The 16,203-nt window shown below is 68.0% G+C and carries 16 protein-coding genes and 7 pseudogenes; 10 read left to right on the forward strand and 13 right to left on the reverse strand.

Annotated features, from left to right (window positions below; all coding sequences use genetic code 11):
* Window positions 1-85: 85 nt before the first annotated feature.
* Window positions 86-994 (forward strand): IS5 family transposase, encoded by a 909-nt coding sequence (locus OG252_RS50535; protein WP_329344918.1) that lies wholly within the window; start codon window positions 86-88, stop codon window positions 992-994.
* A gap of 146 nt (window positions 995-1,140) precedes the next feature.
* Here OG252_RS50535 and OG252_RS50540 read toward each other — a convergent pair whose 3' ends face one another.
* From OG252_RS50540 to OG252_RS50550, 3 genes and pseudogenes are all read right to left on the reverse strand, one after another.
* A complete protein-coding gene (locus OG252_RS50540; protein WP_329344919.1) occupies window positions 1,141-1,482 on the reverse strand; it encodes a hypothetical protein in 342 nt (113 codons plus the stop codon).
* Between the two features lie 40 nt (window positions 1,483-1,522).
* Complete coding sequence (locus tag OG252_RS50545) at window positions 1,523-2,194, reverse strand: hypothetical protein (RefSeq protein WP_329344920.1); 672 nt, start codon at window positions 2,192-2,194, stop codon at window positions 1,523-1,525.
* Between the two features lie 171 nt (window positions 2,195-2,365).
* Window positions 2,366-2,981, reverse strand: a pseudogene (locus tag OG252_RS50550) (5'-nucleotidase C-terminal domain-containing protein); the annotation flags it as partial.
* A 37-nt stretch (window positions 2,982-3,018) separates the two neighbouring features.
* Between OG252_RS50550 and OG252_RS50555 the strand changes: the two are divergent.
* Window positions 3,019-3,150: pseudogene (locus tag OG252_RS50555) on the forward strand (IS5 family transposase); the annotation flags it as partial.
* Here the strand turns inward: OG252_RS50555 and OG252_RS50560 are convergent.
* Both OG252_RS50560 and OG252_RS50565 read right to left on the reverse strand, forming a co-directional pair.
* A complete protein-coding gene (locus tag OG252_RS50560; RefSeq protein ID WP_329344921.1) occupies window positions 3,116-3,319 on the reverse strand; it encodes a hypothetical protein in 204 nt (67 codons plus the stop codon). The pseudogene OG252_RS50555 and the gene OG252_RS50560 sit on opposite strands and share 35 nt — an antisense overlap.
* Window positions 3,307-3,636: a hypothetical protein gene (locus OG252_RS50565; protein ID WP_329344922.1), complete on the reverse strand. Its 330-nt coding sequence runs from the start codon at window positions 3,634-3,636 to the stop codon at window positions 3,307-3,309. The genes OG252_RS50560 and OG252_RS50565 overlap by 13 nt, the downstream gene beginning before the upstream one ends.
* 185 nt (window positions 3,637-3,821) lie before the next feature.
* On the opposite strand from OG252_RS50565, the pseudogene OG252_RS52555 reads away from it, so the two are divergent.
* A pseudogene (locus tag OG252_RS52555) lies at window positions 3,822-4,907 on the forward strand (IS630 family transposase).
* A gap of 38 nt (window positions 4,908-4,945) precedes the next feature.
* A pseudogene (locus OG252_RS52560) lies at window positions 4,946-5,245 on the forward strand (helix-turn-helix domain-containing protein); the annotation flags it as partial.
* Window positions 5,246-5,482: 237 nt separating this feature from the next.
* Here the strand turns inward: OG252_RS52560 and OG252_RS50580 are convergent.
* A complete protein-coding gene (locus tag OG252_RS50580; protein ID WP_329344924.1) occupies window positions 5,483-6,028 on the reverse strand; it encodes a hypothetical protein in 546 nt (181 codons plus the stop codon).
* A gap of 330 nt (window positions 6,029-6,358) precedes the next feature.
* Between OG252_RS50580 and OG252_RS50585 the strand changes: the two genes are divergently transcribed.
* Both OG252_RS50585 and OG252_RS50590 read left to right on the forward strand, forming a co-directional pair.
* Window positions 6,359-6,637 carry a hypothetical protein gene (locus OG252_RS50585; protein WP_329344925.1) on the forward strand — a complete coding sequence of 93 codons (279 nt, stop codon included), beginning with the start codon at window positions 6,359-6,361 and terminating at the stop codon, window positions 6,635-6,637.
* A 124-nt stretch (window positions 6,638-6,761) separates the two neighbouring features.
* Window positions 6,762-7,562 carry a nucleoside 2-deoxyribosyltransferase domain-containing protein gene (locus OG252_RS50590; protein ID WP_329344926.1) on the forward strand — a complete coding sequence of 267 codons (801 nt, stop codon included), beginning with the start codon at window positions 6,762-6,764 and terminating at the stop codon, window positions 7,560-7,562.
* Between the two features lie 675 nt (window positions 7,563-8,237).
* Here OG252_RS50590 and OG252_RS50595 read toward each other — a convergent pair.
* Window positions 8,238-9,329: a LysR family transcriptional regulator gene (locus OG252_RS50595; protein WP_329344927.1), complete on the reverse strand. Its 1,092-nt coding sequence runs from the start codon at window positions 9,327-9,329 to the stop codon at window positions 8,238-8,240.
* Between OG252_RS50595 and OG252_RS50600 the strand changes: the two genes are divergently transcribed.
* Window positions 9,328-9,633, forward strand: a complete 306-nt coding sequence (locus tag OG252_RS50600; protein ID WP_266447397.1) for a DUF1330 domain-containing protein — start codon at window positions 9,328-9,330, stop codon at window positions 9,631-9,633. The genes OG252_RS50595 and OG252_RS50600 overlap by 2 nt on opposite strands.
* A 229-nt stretch (window positions 9,634-9,862) precedes the next feature.
* Here the strand turns inward: OG252_RS50600 and OG252_RS50605 are convergent.
* The 4 genes and pseudogenes from OG252_RS50605 to OG252_RS50620 all read right to left on the reverse strand — a co-directional run bounded on the left by OG252_RS50605 (window position 9,863) and on the right by OG252_RS50620 (window position 11,828).
* A pseudogene (locus OG252_RS50605) lies at window positions 9,863-10,106 on the reverse strand (ATP-binding protein).
* Between the two features lie 125 nt (window positions 10,107-10,231).
* Window positions 10,232-10,705, reverse strand: a complete 474-nt coding sequence (locus tag OG252_RS50610) for a MerR family transcriptional regulator (RefSeq protein WP_266447402.1) — start codon at window positions 10,703-10,705, stop codon at window positions 10,232-10,234.
* A gap of 19 nt (window positions 10,706-10,724) precedes the next feature.
* The gene (locus tag OG252_RS50615) at window positions 10,725-11,600 is read right to left on the reverse strand and encodes an SDR family NAD(P)-dependent oxidoreductase (protein ID WP_329344928.1); all 876 of its coding nucleotides are present in this window, start codon (window positions 11,598-11,600) and stop codon (window positions 10,725-10,727) included.
* Window positions 11,601-11,645: 45 nt separating this feature from the next.
* Complete coding sequence (locus OG252_RS50620) at window positions 11,646-11,828, reverse strand: hypothetical protein (protein WP_266447408.1); 183 nt, start codon at window positions 11,826-11,828, stop codon at window positions 11,646-11,648.
* Between the two features lie 75 nt (window positions 11,829-11,903).
* Here OG252_RS50620 and OG252_RS50625 point away from each other — a divergent pair.
* A protein-coding gene (locus tag OG252_RS50625) for an IS5 family transposase (protein ID WP_443068381.1) occupies window positions 11,904-12,832 on the forward strand; the annotation gives its coding sequence in 2 pieces (ribosomal slippage) (window positions 11,904-12,290 and window positions 12,293-12,832; 927 coding nt in all).
* Window positions 12,833-13,015: 183 nt separating this feature from the next.
* On the opposite strand, the pseudogene OG252_RS50630 reads toward OG252_RS50625, so the two are convergent.
* Together OG252_RS50630 and OG252_RS50635 are read right to left on the reverse strand one after the other, a co-directional pair.
* Window positions 13,016-13,305: pseudogene (locus OG252_RS50630) on the reverse strand (ISKra4 family transposase); the annotation flags it as partial.
* Window positions 13,306-13,438: 133 nt separating this feature from the next.
* Window positions 13,439-13,867, reverse strand: a complete 429-nt coding sequence (locus OG252_RS50635; RefSeq protein WP_266447411.1) for a hypothetical protein — start codon at window positions 13,865-13,867, stop codon at window positions 13,439-13,441.
* Between the two features lie 162 nt (window positions 13,868-14,029).
* Here OG252_RS50635 and OG252_RS50640 point away from each other — a divergent pair.
* Both OG252_RS50640 and OG252_RS50645 read left to right on the forward strand, forming a co-directional pair.
* A pseudogene (locus OG252_RS50640) lies at window positions 14,030-14,922 on the forward strand (SDR family NAD(P)-dependent oxidoreductase); the annotation flags it as partial.
* Window positions 14,923-15,271: 349 nt separating this feature from the next.
* Window positions 15,272-16,200, forward strand: a protein-coding gene (locus OG252_RS50645) for an IS5 family transposase (RefSeq protein ID WP_443068381.1) whose coding sequence is annotated in 2 segments (ribosomal slippage) — window positions 15,272-15,658 and window positions 15,661-16,200 — 927 coding nt in all. Because the reading frame shifts where the segments join, the coding sequence is not laid out codon by codon here.
* The last annotated feature ends 3 nt before the right edge of the window (window positions 16,201-16,203 follow it).

The raw sequence follows: 16,203 nt of genomic DNA on the forward strand, positions 1-16,203 counted from the left end.
TGATCGGCTGATGGTGAGGGAATGAAAGCAGGGCCTCCTGAACAGCTCATGGGGGTTGAAGTCCATTCGAGCGTCAGGAGGCCCTGTGCCTCAGTCTTCCGTGCCGGTGTCCGTGGAGTCCAACCCGGATACCCCGTCGTGTGACTGTCTCGCCCATGTGTACGGGAACGCGGTCGACCATGGTGAGCGGGTACGTCATTACTCCTCGGACATGACGGACCGGGAGTGGGCCCAGGTCCGTGCTGCGATGCCGGTGCCCGGCTGGCTGGAGGGCCGTGGCGGGCAGCCGGAAAGCTATTGCCACCGGCAGATGATCGACGCGATCCGCTTCCTCGTGGACAACGGAATCAAGTGGCGGGCGATGCCAGTGGACTTTCCCGCCTGGCACCGGGTCTACGTGTTCTTCCGCCGCTGGCGGGACAAGGGCCTGGTCAAAGAGTTCCACGACCGGCTGCGGGGGAAGACCCGTACTGCGGCCGGCCGGGGCCCGGAGCCGACCGCAGGCATCATCGACTCCCAGTCGGTCAAGGCCGCCGCGTCCGTGCCCGCCTCCTCCCGCGGCTTCGACGGTGGGAAGAAGATCAACGGCCGCAAGCGGCACATCGTGGTCGACACGACAGGGCTGCTGCTGGCGGTCATGGTCACGGCGGCGAACGTGACCGACCGGGAGGCGGCCCAGGTTCTGCTGGCCCGGCTGACCGAGCGGTTCTTCCTGCTGAGGCTGGTCTGGGCCGACGGCGGCTACACCGGTCCTCTGGTCGACTTCGCCGCGAAGGCACTGCGTCTCGCACTCATGGTCGTCAAACGCGATGCGGACCTGTCGGGTTTCGTGGTGCTGCCCCGCAGGTGGGTGGTGGAGCGGACGTTCGGGTGGCTGATGCGCTCGCGTCGCCTGACACGCGACTACGAGAGGCGGACCGAAACGGCCGAGGCGATGGTGCTGTGGTCGATGACCATGGTCATGAGCCGCCGCCTCGCGAAACAGCGAGGCTGAAGGAGCCCGGGGTGTCCTCGGCGAGCCAGCCTCGCGCGGCCAGACGCTTCGCCTTGGACCGCACGCGCCGAACCGAGGACACGTGAACCGCCGCCTGACCGGGAGGTCCGGGAGCACCGGCCCCGGCCTGCACACCCGGCGGCGTCCTACGAAGGCGCGTTCCCCTCCCGGCTCCGCTGCCGCACCCGACGCCTCATGTCTCGGGCGGGGACCGCGACCGCGATCAGGACCGGGACCCCTGCGGCGATCCCGACCCAGAGAACGAGCGCGAGGTAGCCGTAGGCGGCGTTCCGCGTGTCCTGGTCCGCCCATACGAGGAAGACGATGCTCACCACGAGCGCGACCGCCATGAGGGCGGCGACGACGACGGCGGTCCAGGTGAGAACGCCCGCCCACCGCCGGTAGGAAGCGGTGACCTCACGGGCCTGCGGTGGCGCGTACACGCCGGGCGGCCGGGGCCAGTGGGAGGGAGGCTGCTGGTCGGACATGGGACCAGTTCTACTGTGCGCGGCCCTGGAACACCATCCTTCACTTCTTCATGGCGTCCCACCTGATGGAGCTGAAGCTGCGCACCAGGGCGACCAGCGCGGCCCCGAGCCGCCAGTCCAGGTCCGGTTCGTGCAGGTGCAGCTTGTCGCCGCCGGACCTGAACTCCAGGGGCATCCTGCCGCCCGCACGCCATCGGATGCGCCGGGGGCCGCGCGCGGCACCGCCCACGCCCGGGGAGCTGTCGAAGACGGAGACGAGGACGATCAGCACCATCAGGGGCAGACACAGCCACCACACGAACCACCACACGATCCGGCCCTTGTAGCCCACCGCATCGGGGCCGCCGGGCGGGGTCACGGTCCAGCGCGTGCGGAGACCCCTGCCTCGGAACGTCTTCTCGCGCACGATCGTGCCGATGTGCTCGCCGTGTGCGCCGAGGACCTGGAAGGTGGCGACACCGCCGGCGGCGGACTGGGTCACCACCGTGGCCACCCGCTCCCGGCGGTGTTCGTCGGCCCACAGCACGAAGGCGCGGGCGCCGCGCTTGCGGGCCGCGAGATAGGCGGGTATGCCGCCCGGCGGCAGCTCGCGCTCCGGGTACGCGACCACGCGGGCCGGTCCCGAACTGTCGGTGAAGTCGATCGAATCCCTGACCGTCCCCGGGTCCTGGATCCTTCCCCGGACGCTGTTCATACTCAGTACGTTGCTCACCCGGCGGGCTCCTCAAGGGCTGCTAAGGGGGTGCGTCCAGCTATCAGCTGCCTACTCTATGGGCTGGATCCGGTCGGTCGGTCGGCCGGATCGGGTCGGCCGGCCCGTGCGGGAGCCGATGAGAAAGGGGCGGCCGGCCCGCAGGCCCACTGCCCCTTCGTCCAGGGGGAGTTACTGGATGATCGTGATCCGGTCCGTCGCCGGCGGGGCCAGCGGTGCGGCGGCCGTGGAGTGGGCCGCCAGGTAGGCGTTGGACAGGTCCAGGTCGAAGGCGCCGACCAGCTTGTTCGTGCCCTGGCCGAGGGCCGCGAAGCCGTCGCCGCCGCCCGCGAGGAACTCGTTCATCGCGACGCGGTAGGTGCGCGCCGGGTCGATCGCCTCGCCGTTCAGCTTGATGGTGTCGGCGACCACGCGGTCCGCGCCGCTCTTCGTCAGGTCGAGGGTGTAGGTGAGGCCCTCGGAGACCTGGAGGATCTTCGGGCTGACCCCGTTGGAGCTGCTGACCTGCTGCTGGAGCGCGGTGACCAGTTGGGCGCCGGTCAGGTCGACGACGTTCATCATGTTGGTGAACGGCTGCACGGTGAACGCCTCGCCGTAGGTGACGACCCTGTCGCCCTCACTGCCGGACGCCTTGTGCACCAGGTCCGCGCGGATGCCGCCCGGGTTCATGAACGTTACTTCCGCTCCGCACTTGTCGGCCGGGGCGAGACCTTCGAGCTGGGCGTCGGCGATGACGTTGCCGAGCGGCTTCTCGGGGGCCGTGGCCTCGGCCGTTGATGTCGGCGCTCGCTGAGCTGCATCGCGCCCGCGTCATGCGAGTTCACACGTTCGGGTGGCTGATGCGCTCGCGCCGCCTGGCCCGCGACTACGAGAGGCAGACCGAAACGGCCGAGGCGATGGTGCTGTGGTCGATGACCATGGTCATGAGCCGCCGCCTCGCGAAGCGGCGACGCTGAAGGAGCCCGGGGTTTTCTCGACGAGCCAGCCCCGTGCGGCCAGGCGTTTCGTCTTGGACCGCACCCCTTCGATCTTCGCCGGGACCAGTTCGAGGTCCAGTGCGTCGGCGAGTTGCCGGCAGATCGCCGGTCCTTCGCCGGACCGCTCGCGATCGGTCAGGACGTGCATGATCCGCTGGTAAAACGGGGCAGCGCCGTCACGTCCAGCCCCTCCCGCCGCACCGGCACCACCGAGCCGGGCGCCGCCGGGACCACCGCAGGTTCCGGCTCAACCGGCCGGGCATTTCGGGAAACTTGCACATTCTTGGGCTCGCCGGCCTCGGACAGCACCTCACTCACCGTCTCCTTCGCGATCACCAGGCGATCCCGCGCGGCCTCCGCCTCCTCCAGCTCGGCAACGAGCCGGTCCAGCTCCTCCCGCAGCACCTCCACCCGCTGCCGGGCAGCGACCTCCCGCTCCTCGAGCAACCCCATCACCGACGACATCCGGCACCTCCACCAAAGAGAGAACGCAACATGCCATCTCTACTGCAGAACAGGCGAATTCACGCCTGACCAGCGGAAACTTGGCGATCACATCCGGAAAGACAACAGGTTCTAAGAACTCCTACTGACTTTGTTGGCGTGATGTCGTGGCTGACGAGCGGTAGTCGCTGCGGTAGGCCGGTTGTATGAGGTATCCGCAAGGGGGTGGGCTGACCGCGGAGCGGCAGGCGTTTCGGGAGCACATTCGGTTGCAGGCGGCCGAGTTGTTCGCTGCTGGGCACGGCAACGCCGCGGTCGCCAAAGACTTACGTGTCAGCGTGCGGTCGGTGCAGCGATGGCGCCGGGCCTGGGAGCAGGGTGGAGAGCGTGCGCTGGCGTCGAAGGGGCCGGTGTCCAGGCCCAAGTTGAGCGACGCGCTGTTCGTGGTGCTGGAGCGGGAACTGGCCAGGGGGCCGGTGGCGCATGGCTGGCCGGATCAGACGTGGACGCTGTCGCGGATCAAGATCCTGATCGGGCGCCGGTTCCACAAGAGCATGACGTTGTCGGCGATCGCGCAGATGCTGCACCGGCACGGCTTCAGCCACCAGGTTCCGGCCCGCCGCGCGGTGGAGGGTAACGAGGAAGCCGTGAGCGGCTGGGTGAAGGAAACCTGGCCCGAGGTGGAAATACCGCGGCGGCGCTCGGGGCCTGGGTCTGCTTCGAAGACGAGGCAGGCTTCTCGATGACGCCGCCCACGACGCGGACTTGGGCCAAGCGCGGGTACACGCCCGTCAATCCGGGTGCGGGGACGTTCCCAGCGCCGGTTCTCGATCGCCGCTCTGGCCTGCTACAAGCAGGGCGAACGCTCGCGCCTGATCTTCAGGCCCAAGCGGCATGTCGACCATAAACGGGGCGGCAGACGCAGTTTCACCTGGACCGAGTACCGCGACCTGCTGATCGCCGCCCACCAGCAGCTCGGCGCCCCGATCGTGCTCGTCTGGGACAATTTGAATGTGCACAGGGATGCCAGGCTGCGGGCGTTCATCGATTCCCAGGACTGGATCAGCTGCCATTTCCTGCCGGCCTACGCGCCTCACCTCAACCCTGTCGAGGGCATCTGGTCACTGCTGAGACGCAGCAGCCAGGCCAACACCGCCTTCACCGACCCTGACCACCTGATGCGCGCCCTCCGGCAGGGCCTCCGTCAGATCCAGTACCGCAGCAGCCTCATCGATGGATGCCTCGCCGGAACCGGCCTCATCGTGACGACACCACGACAACAAAGTCAGTAACACTTGTCGCAACATTCCTTGATCATTGTGGAGTGTTGATGGCGAGGCGGGGACGCAAGCGCAGACTGGAACTCGAGGCCGAGTACTGGCGCCTCTTGGCGGCTGGGGTGGGCAGAGTCGAGGCGTGCAGGCAACTCGGCATCGGGCGTAAGACGGGCTACCGGTGGCGGGTGGAGAATGGCGGTCTGCAACCCGACTATCTCCCGGAAGCCTCGCGTTCGGGCCGGTACTTGTCGCTGTTGGAGCGCCGAAGGATCGCCTCGTTGCGTGGCCGCGGCCTGGCCATCCGGGAGATAGCCGGCCTGCTCGGGCGGGCACCGTCGACGGTCAGCCGGGAGTTGCGGCGCAACAGCCGCCCGCACGACTACGGCAGATACGACGCCGACCTGGCTCACCACCGCGGCCGCGAACGAGCCGGACGTCCGAGACGCTTCAAGCTGTCCACGGACCCCGAGCTCAAAGCCGAGGTGCAGTCCAAGCTCAACCTGGAGTGGAGCCCGGAGCAGATCGCCGCCCATCTCAGGACCCGCTGGCCCGACCATCCCGAGCGACACCTCTGCCACGAGGGCGTCTCACTACTCGATCTCTCCGAAAACGGGACCGACCGTCTCGAGGAAGACCTTTTCCCTCACCCAGCGAGGCGAACCATCATCCGCATCCAGGTACTGGCACTCGTACCCGGTGTCGTCGCCGAGCGTGACCGTCTTGAGGGGCGGGATCCGGTCGCAGCGCAGTTCCTGCGCAGTCTTGTGGTGCTCGTCCCAGAACCGGCCATAGACCGCCTTGGCCAGCAGCACGCCCGAATCTGGAGGATAGGCGTCGTACCTGACGAACTGGACAATCCCACTGCCGGTGACGTCTGCGACCCACACATCCCACGTCAGCTTCACACCCTGATAGGTGACAGTGCACAGCGTTTTGTGCCCAGCCTTCGGCGTGACCTGACCGCCTTCACATCCAGCACTGACCTTGGCACGGATTCCGGCCATGACGAGAGTTTTCTCCTGAATCTCGTCCAGCACCCTCTCGGTGAGCGGGGCGTCACCGGACGCAGGCGGCAGGCCCATTTCCGAACGTTCGGAGTCGATGTCAACGAGCGCCGGCTCTTCCGAATCGACCACGACCGGCAGTTTCTTGACCGTTGCCGTGGTACTGGGAGCTGGGCTGCCGTCCCGGTCGGAGTCTGGCCAGACCGCTCTCCCAATCCCCACTACCGCCAAGCACACAACGACCGTCACGATTACGACTTCGAAGCGGCTGAGGTCCGTGAAGTACCGTCGAATCACCGGCCTAGCGTAGAGGGCTGGCTCGGGACCGGTCCCGAGCCAGACGAGGTCCGACTGTCCCTCCGTTCGAGCCCCCCTACGCTTCCTCCATGACCGCCAGCGAGTACTCCTACGAGTACGAGAAACAGCGCACAGCCCAACTCGCTCTCGGACGGCTACTCACCCGTGCCACCAAGACCGGGCTGCGCCCCCCTGTCCTGGACGGTCAGCCCTCACGGCGTCCTCATCGGCGAAGAGTCCGGCTCCCAGCGCCGCGCCGATCTGGAGCAGCTCTTCGAGCAGTGGGCTGCCTTCTTCGGCGACGACCTGGTCCGCGAGGACGACGACCTCTTCACATCCAACTCAGACGTCAAGGCGCACACCAACAACGCACCCGGCGCCGGGAAAGACGTCACCGTACGGCTGCGCATCACGGTCACCAGCGACTGGGAGCAATACCTGTAAGAAGCCGCGTCTGATCGCCGTACCTGATTGACGAGGGTGATCGTTGAGTAGAACCGGCAGGCCCGATCATGGCGGCGGACACCCCGACCTTGTGTGTGGCTTGTGGCTTCGTACTCTGGCCGGTGTGACGGATGAACTGCAGCGCTTGGCCGATGATCTGGCTGCTGACTATGTGCACGGCCGGTGGCGTCCGGAGGCGACGGAGGAACACCGCGCCCGCATCCTGTCCGCTCAGGCGAGTGTCGACGCAGGCCTGGACGGGATGTCTGCCGGCGGCGTCCTGGCGGGGGAGTCCATCGAGCAGATGCTGCGCCCGCACCCCAAGCTCGATTCCTGGCGGCTGGCTCCCGTGCTGCGCGCCTACCCGGACGGCAGCGCGCACGCCCAGGCCCTGGTACGCGATCTGCTGGACGCGATCGCCGTGAACGGCTTCCCGCTGCTGCCGCCCCGCCCGCTGCGCTACGTCGAAGCTCCCGCCCGCTTCGACGGCCACGCCCCGTCGCTCTTCCTGGCCGGCGGCATCACCGGATGCCCCGACTGGCAGCGGCGCGCCGTGCTCCAGTTGGACGCGATCGGTTCCCCGGCCGTGGTCCTCAACCCCCGCCGCGAGCACTTCCCCGTCGGGCAGGCAGACGCGACCCAGGAGCAGGTCGCCTGGGAGTACGAGCACCTGCGTCTCGCGGATGTGATCCTGTTCTGGTTCTGCGCGGAAGCCGTCCAGCCCGTCGCCCTGTTCGAGCTCGGGGCGCATGCCGCTCGCGGCACCCGTCTTGCGGTCGGCGCCCACCCTGAGTACCCGCGCCGCCTGGACGTCCTGGAGCAGCTGCGCCATGCGCGTCCCGACGTGACCGTCCACGACTCTCTCCGGGACACCGTCCACGGGGCCGCGGCACACCTGCCCGCCAAACCCACCCCCCGACCGTGACCCGTCCCGCGAGGGCCGGGCGCGCGAGCTGGCTCGGAGCGCACTGGGTGGCCCCACGTCACAGAACGCGGCTCAGATAGCCGACGGGGAAGCGACAGCACCGGCGCGGGGTCAGGGCCGCTCCGCCGGGTCGCCTCCGCGCTGTCTGCGGACGCGGTCGGCGGACCCAGTGCGGACGTCGGTTCCCCGGGACGGCTGCCGCAGGAGGCCGGGGGAGTGCGCGAGTTAGGCTGAGTGTGGGATCTCAGAACGCGCGTCACATGCCGACGCTGTGGCCTGCCGCTCTCTGCTCATTCTCACGCCGATGGCCATGCTTCTGTCTCAGGAGCGTGGCCATTTCCGGCCTCGGTAATGGAACAGTGGTTGGCGTTAAGCATTGACCGACGTCATGGACGCCGTTGACGGCGGGCATTCCCGCCGGTTACCCGTGCTTGTCCGGTTCGGCGTCGGCGAAGGCGCGGTATCCGCCGAGATCTCGGGCTGGGCGAGGACGTCGCCGCGGCGTACGACTCGGACCGGACCCGGGGGCATCATCGGATGCTGATCCGCCGGCGTAGCGAGGTCGTGTCGGACATTCAGCAAGACCACCGTCGTCGTCATCACCGCGAAGTCCGCCGGGCGCAGGGTCTTCGGCCTCGCCACCGCAGGCGTCCGGCTCGCTTGACCTCTTGCGCGTCAGTCCGGGAGCCAGTGCAGCTCGTGCGCCAGGGTTTTGGCGACGGCACGGATGCGGCGGTGTAGTGGCGACTGCTCGCGTGGGAGGACCAGGTGGATCGTCAGGCTGGGCGCGCCCCGCAGCGGTCGCCAGGTGAGGCCAGCCGGTTGTGCCGTGGCCGCGGCTTCTCCGGCCGGGGCGAGGGTGACCCCGTCGCGCAGGTCGCGCTGAGACATGTCGAAAGAGACTGCGGGCGTGTGGAATCGGGGGTGTGGTCGGGTGTCTTGGAACAGTGCGGACAGCTGATCGTGGATCACGGGGTTGGCCGCACGGTCCGGGAGTCGCAGCGGATACGCGGCCGCATCGGCGATCTCGATCTCCGGGTGTTCGGCCAGCGGATGGTGCTGCGCCAACTGGACCCCGATGCGCGCACGCCGCAGCAGGAACCGGCGCACGCCTCGGCCCGGCTGTTCACCGCGGGTGATCCCGGCATCGATGCGGCCGTCGGCGACCGCGGGGGAGATCTCCGGTGTCGCCATCGGGACCGCGCCGACCTCGAGTCCGCTGTTGCCGCGAATCAGCCTGTCCACCAGGGCCGGTGCCGTCTCGGCCCCGGCGCTGAGGCTGTATCCGATGCGCAGCGTGCCCAGTTCACCGGCCGCCGCACTCCGGGTGGTGTCCCATGCCCGGTCCAGAGCCGCCAGCGCGGGCGGCGCGGACTCCGCCAAAGCCGCACCGGCCGTGGTCAATACGACGCTACGCGTGTTGCGGACCAGCAGGGCCGTACCGAGTTCCGCCTCCAATCGGCGCATCCGGGCGCTGAGTGCGGGCTGTGCGATACCGATCCGTGCGGCCGCGCGGGTGAAGTTCAACTCCTGCGCCAGCACCAGGAAGTACCGCAGGCTCACCGTATCCGGCGCCACGTGCCCCCCTGCCGATTGATAACGATCCGTTCTGAGTCTATCCCGTACCGGTCTTTCCCTCGACCGCACATCAAGCCCTAACCTGCGCATATGACGATTCAACTGACCGCAGTACCCGTCGCCGAGATCGATCGATCTGAGTGTCAATTCGAAGTCGGACGTGTCCGGCCCAACACAGGAGGTTTCCATGGCTAAGGGCTACTGGGTCAGTGTCTACCCCGCCGTTTCCGACCCTGAGGGGCTGACTGCCTACGACAAGCTGGCCGGTCCGGCTGTCCAGGCTGGGGGCGGGCGCGTCCTGTCCCGGATCCCGTCCCGTGGCGGTCGAGTCGTCGCCCACGAGGCCGGACTCACGCAACGCGTCGTTCTGATCGAGTTCGACAGCTTTGAACAGGCCGTCGCGGCATACGAGAGCGAGGCATACCAGAAGGCGCTGGTGGCCATCCCCGACGGCTTCCAGCGCGACTTCCGCATCATCGACGGCATCGACTGACCGGCGGGCCCAGCCATCGCTGAGCATCCGTAAGCCGGCCGCCTAGCCACACCACAGGCACCACCCTCACCCGAAAGCTCGGGCAGGGTGTCACACACTGCACACCGTCGGGCAGACCCACCCGGGCCTGCCCGACAGGCCGTCTCCGGAGAGATCCCGCATAACTTGTCAACCCAGAGCGAGAAGGCTGAGTTCGGGCCGCTGTCGGGAGGGTCTCCCGCGCGGCCGGTCAGCTGGCTTCGGCGCGCTTGGCCACCGCCTTCGTATGGGCGAGCCGGTCGGACTCGGTGCCAGTCTGGATGATCGCGCCGTTGAAGGTCAGCCGGTCGACGATGGCCGCGCAGAGCCGCGGATCCGTGAACGTCTTCGTCCACCCAAAACGACTCGTTGGAAGCAATCGCGACGCTGTTCTTCTCTTCCCGCTCCGTCAGCACCTGGAACAGCAACTCGGCTCCGCGCCGGTCGAGTTCCATGTAGCCGAGCTCGTCAATACAGAGAAGATCGACGCGCCCGTAGGTTAGGCCGCCGGCGCTGGTTGCTTCACAGGCGAACACCTATGAAACACGCTCACATCAGCCCGTTGGACAGCGGGCGGGCGTCAGCCTTCCGGGTGTCCGTCGTAGACGCGGATTTTGTACTCGGTGGTCTCCAGCGCCAGGCCGAGCTCACGGATCTGCCGAGTGATTCGGTCTTGCTGGTCGAGCATGATGCGGCGGCGTTCCGGGATGGTGCTCGGGCCCTGCTCGACGAGCAGGATGTAGCGCTTGAGGTCGGTCATGGTCATGCCGGACAGACGCATCCGGGTGAGGAAGACGAGGCGGCGCAGGTCGAACGCGGAGTACTCGCGGTACCCGGAGGCGTTGCGAGCGGGCCGCACGAGTCCCTCCTGCTCGTAGTACCGGAGGGTGTGCGTCGACAGGCCGACAAGCCGGGCGGCCTCGGCGACACTTTTGGGCATCGCCGAAGCCTCGATCGCGGCGTCGTCGAGCAGCTCGTGCAGCGCATCGATCGCCGACGAGGACGGCCCGTCGCTGGCAGCGAGGATGCGTTCGATCAGCGCTTCAGTGGCCATGGCCCACAGCGTACGGCGATCAGAACGCACGCACCGCGGGCGGCATGCCTGGGAAGTCTGCCGACTCGCTCACAGACGCCCATTTCTCGACGTCATCGAGCGCACCACGGTAGACGCGGGTGAGATTGCGAACCGCCTCGGCACCGAGCGGGAGCCGGAGCGGCGCGTCGGGGGTGTCGAGCATGTCGCGGATCACCTGGGCGGCGCGTGCCGGGTCGCCCTCCTGGATGCCGTCGGCCTCGGCCATGTTCGCGCGCACGGCACCGATGGCCTCGTCGTAGATCGAGTTCTGCTGCTGCGCTGTGTTGAGCACGTCGGCGGCGTTGAACGCGGTGCGGAAGCGACTGGGCTCGACGATGAGGACGCGGATGCCGAACGGTGCGACCTCGCCCGCGAGCGCCTCCGACCAGCCCTCGAGCGCGAACTTGCCGGCTGAGTAGCTGCCGACGGCGGGGAACGACATCCGCCCGCCCTGGCTGCTCATCTGCACGATCGCACCCGAGCGACGCTCCCGCAGGTGGGGCAGCACGGCACGCACATAGGCGGCCGGGCCGAACAGGTGCTGCTCGAGCATGGCCCGCAGCGCGGCATCCGTGATCTCTTCGGCGGCGCCGACCTGTCCGGCGCCGGCATTGTTGACGAGCACGTCGACGTGCCCGAACACCTCCAGCGCCCGCTGCACGACCGCGGCCGCTCCCGCCGTGTCGCGCACATCGTGCTCGATGGCGAGGAGCCGATCCCCGTACCGCTCCTTGAGCACGTCGAACCGGTCGGCCCGTCGCGCGGTCCCGATCACATGCTCGCCGGCCGCGAGTGCCGCCTCGGCGAGCGCCAGGCCGAGGCCCGAACTTGCGCCCGTGATGATCCATGTCTTCGTCTCGTTCGTCGTGGTCATGGCCAGGACGCTAAAGCTTCGAGCGCGCTTGAAAGCAAGCCGCGCTCAGGCTCGGGTGGCGACGAGGGGTCCGACCCGCTTGATCCACTGCGCGACGATCTCGGTCTCGGCGCGGTGCACGCCGGGGAGCGCGCCGATGCGTTCGGTGAGGTACCGGTGCAGGTGGCCGCCGTCGGCGAGCTCGAGGAACGCGAGGATGCCAGGTGACGCCCGCGGTCGTCGCGGCAAACGCGACCTCGGGGTGCTAGGTGCTGTTTCCCGGATCTCCTGACGTCGGTGGGGTGTTGAGGTCAGGCTGGTGCTATGGGTCGTGGGGATCTGACGAATGCGGAGTGGGAGCGGTTGGAGTCGTTTTTGCCGCCTGGTGGTGCGCGTGGGGGACGCTGGAGTGATCACCGGCGGGTGATCAACGGGGTGCTGTACCGGGTGCGGACGGGGGTGCAGTGGCGGGATCTCCCGGAGCGGTTCGGGCCGTGGGAGACGGTCTACAAACGGCATCGCCGCTGGTCGGCGGATGGAACGTGGAAGATGCTCCTGTCTCGCGTCCAGGCTGCCGAGGACGCCGCGGGCAGCATCGACTGGGAAGCGTCAGTGGACTCCACCGTGGTGCGGGCCCACCAGCACGCCGCCGGTGCGAGGAAGGCGCCGCCCGCCGCCCCTCAAAAGGGGGCCGGTCGAGGGACGAACCAGGTCGATCCGGTGCTGCGGAAACTGACCGTCCGGCTGGAGGAGGTGGTTCGCTCGGCGAATGCCTGGGGCGTTCCCGCGGAGGACTCACCACCAAAGTCCACCTCGTCGCGGATGGACGATGCCGGCCCCTTGCCCTCGTCCTGACACCCGGCCACTACGGCGACGGCCCCCAGCTCCAGCGCGTCATGGAACAGATCTCGGTGCCTCGAACCGGAGCTGGGCGGCCTCGCACCCGACCCGACCACGTCCTGGCGGACAAGGCCTACACCAGCCGCGAGAACCGCCGCTACCTGCGACGACGCGGAATCCGGCACACCATCCCCGAACGCCTCGACCAGCAAAGACATCGCAAGAACCGCGGTTCCCGGGGCGGCCGGCCCACTGGCTTCGACCACGAGCGCTACAAGAAGCGCAACACTGTCGAACGCACCATCAACCGACTCAAGGGGTTCCGGGCCGTCGCCACCCGCTACGACAAACGCGCCTACACCTACCTCGGCACCGTCACCCTCGCTGCCCTCATGGTCTGGCTCCGAACATGATCCGGGAAACAGCACCTAGGCGAGGGCGCTCGCGACATCACCGAGCGCGGCGGGGTGCACGTCGAGCCAGCAGATCACGTCGAGGTGCCGGCTGTAGAGCCGGGGTCGACCTCGACCTCGAACATCAGGACGCCGCCGCCGACGAGCTCGCCGATGCGACGGCGGACGGTTGACTCGGGAATGCCGGAGATGGTGTGTCTCCCGCCAGGTCCGCACCTGTCCTTCCGGTCCGCGCACCGCCGGCTGCCCTGCGCTGATGCCGACTGCCGCTTCTTCCGTCCTCGCTCGCAGGTCAAGGTGATCCTGCATCAACTGCCGCAGCAACTCGCGCCCTTGCTGTTCGAGCAGTTCCTCCAGCTCGTCATAGGCCATACCCCGCGCCGGGCACCGGCCAGCGTCGCGACGAGGCGTTCGAAGGCATTACGGGAGGCGGCATACGCATCAGGCCCGGATAAGGCGTCATAGGGTTCCATCTGGGGCTCTTCTTCGGATCTTCTTGCGGTTCGTTTGGTTGGCACCTTCGAATCTACGGAGAAGAGCCCCTTGGTCACCGGGACTTGACCCGGCGGGCGTCCTCGTCCAGCCAGCCCCGCTCCACCAGACGCTTCAGCTTCCCTCGGGTCCCTCGATCTTCGCCGTGGTGGCCTCCAGCCCGATCCGCGGCACGATCTGCTTGGCCTGCAACGGACCTGGAGCATCAGCGACGATCTCCACGATGTCCCGGTACACGTCCGGCAACACCTGAGCAATCAGGCCCTCCCGCCACGGCGGCACCGCCATCACCCCAATGCCGTGCGGCGCCGGCGTTTCCTTGGGTTCCAGCCCATCGCGCGCCCCTACTTCTGGTGCTGCCTCCGCGGCCGACAACTCCGCCAGCACCTGCGCGACGGTCTCCCGCGTGATCTCCAACCGCGACAGATCCGCCTGGGCCTTCTCCAGCCGAACGGTCAACTCCGCAGCCTCGGCCTGGAGTTCTTCCACTCGCTGTCGAGCCGCGGCCTCCCGCGCCTGAAGCTCCTCCGGCAACGACACCATGGCGCCCCACCTCCACCCCGCCACGGTAGAAGCACACCGGCACCGACCACACGCCAATCGACGTCTTCCCGGCTCAGCTATCCCCCGAGAGAATTCGCACCCGGAGGATCTCCGCCCAATTGCCTTGCCTCAGAGCGCAGTTCAGCACCTAGCGTCTCCGTAATGACGACACTCCAGCACAAGATCGGATCGGGCTTCGGCGCCCGCAGCACCGCTGACGACGTTCTGAGCGGGATCGACCTGTCCGGCAGCACCGCGATCGTCACCGGTGGCTACTCGGGACTCGGTCTGGAGACGACCCGCGCACTGGCCGATGCCGAGCCCGCGTCATCGTCCCCGCGCGGCGACGGGCGGCCGCGCAGAAGGCGGTCAAGGGCATCGACGGCGTGGCGACCGACGACCTCGACCTGTCCGACCTCGAAAGCGTCCACGGCTTCGCCGACCGTTTCCTGGCCACAGGCCGCACGATCGACATAGTGATCAACAACGCTGGGGTCATGGCCTGCCCCGAGACGCGGGTCGGTCCGGGCTGGGAGGCGCAATTCGCCACCAACCACCTCGGTCACTACGCGCTGATCAACCGTCTCTGGCCGGCGATCGCCCGCGGTGGCGCGCGCGTGGTCGCCGTGTCCTCGGGCGCCCACGGCATGGGCATGCACTGGGACGACCCGCACTTCGAGCGCGGCTACGACCGATGGGAGGCGTACGGGCAAGCGAAGGCGGCCAACGTACTGTTCGCCGTCGAGCTAGACGCGCTGGGCCGCGACGCCGGGGGCAGGGCGTTCGCGGTGCATCCGGGCAGCATCCTCACCCCGCTGCAGCGCCATCTCGCGAAGGCGGAGATGGTCGACGCGGGCTGGATCGACGAGCAGGGCAACCCGGCCGATCCCACCTTCAAGACGCCCGGCCAGGGCGCGGCCACCCAGCTGTGGGCTGCCACCTCACCTCAACTGGCGGGCATGGGCGGCGTGTACTGCGAGGACTGCGACATCGCCGAGCCGGCAGCCGAAGGAACAGAAGGCGGCGTGCACGCACATGCGACCGACCCCGAGCGTGAGGTCGGTGCGGTCGAACACGCCGGACAGAACGGAGGGGTCGAACCGGCGCAGGTACTCGGCGACGAGTTCGTCCTTGCCGGTGAAGTGCTGGTAGGCCGTGCAGGGGAATATCGAAGGCGGCGAGGAGCCGTTCGCGGAGCATCAACGCACCGGTCTGCGGCGGCGTGAAGCGCACCAGGTCCCGGACTGAATCTCCAGTCTTAAGCACGCAGGTCGGGTAGCTAACAGAAAAAGCTTCTGACCTGCGAATATTCTCCGGTTAGTTCAGTCAACAGCACTTCTCTGAACTAGGTGCTGTTTCCCGGATCTCCTGACGTCGGTGGGGTGTTGAGGTCAGGCTGGTGCTATGGGTCGTGGGGATCTGACGAATGCGGAGTGGGAGCGGTTGGAGTCGTTTTTGCCGCCTGGTGGTGCGCGTGGGGGACGCTGGAGTGATCACCGGCGGGTGATCAACGGGGTGCTGTACCGGGTGCGGACGGGGGTGCAGTGGCGGGATCTCCCGGAGCGGTTCGGGCCGTGGGAGACGGTCTACAAACGGCATCGCCGCTGGTCGGCGGATGGAACGTGGAAGATGCTCCTGTCTCGCGTCCAGGCTGCCGAGGACGCCGCGGGCAGCATCGACTGGGAAGCGTCAGTGGACTCCACCGTGGTGCGGGCCCACCAGCACGCCGCCGGTGCGAGGAAGGCGCCGCCCGCCGCCCCTCAAAAGGGGGCCGGTCGAGGGACGAACCAGGTCGATCCGGTGCTGCGGAAACTGACCGTCCGGCTGGAGGAGGTGGTTCGCTCGGCGAATGCCTGGGGCGTTCCCGCGGAGGACTCACCACCAAAGTCCACCTCGTCGCGGATGGACGATGCCGGCCCCTTGCCCTCGTCCTGACACCCGGCCACTACGGCGACGGCCCCCAGCTCCAGCGCGTCATGGAACAGATCTCGGTGCCTCGAACCGGAGCTGGGCGGCCTCGCACCCGACCCGACCACGTCCTGGCGGACAAGGCCTACACCAGCCGCGAGAACCGCCGCTACCTGCGACGACGCGGAATCCGGCACACCATCCCCGAACGCCTCGACCAGCAAAGACATCGCAAGAACCGCGGTTCCCGGGGCGGCCGGCCCACTGGCTTCGACCACGAGCGCTACAAGAAGCGCAACACTGTCGAACGCACCATCAACCGACTCAAGGGGTTCCGGGCCGTCGCCACCCGCTACGACAAACGCGCCTACACCTACCTCGGCACCGTCACCCTCGCTGCCCTCATGGTCTGGCTCCGAACATGATCC

The organism is Streptomyces sp. NBC_01352 (assembly GCF_036237295.1).
In the GTDB taxonomy this organism is placed as follows: domain Bacteria; phylum Actinomycetota; class Actinomycetes; order Streptomycetales; family Streptomycetaceae; genus Streptomyces; species Streptomyces plumbiresistens.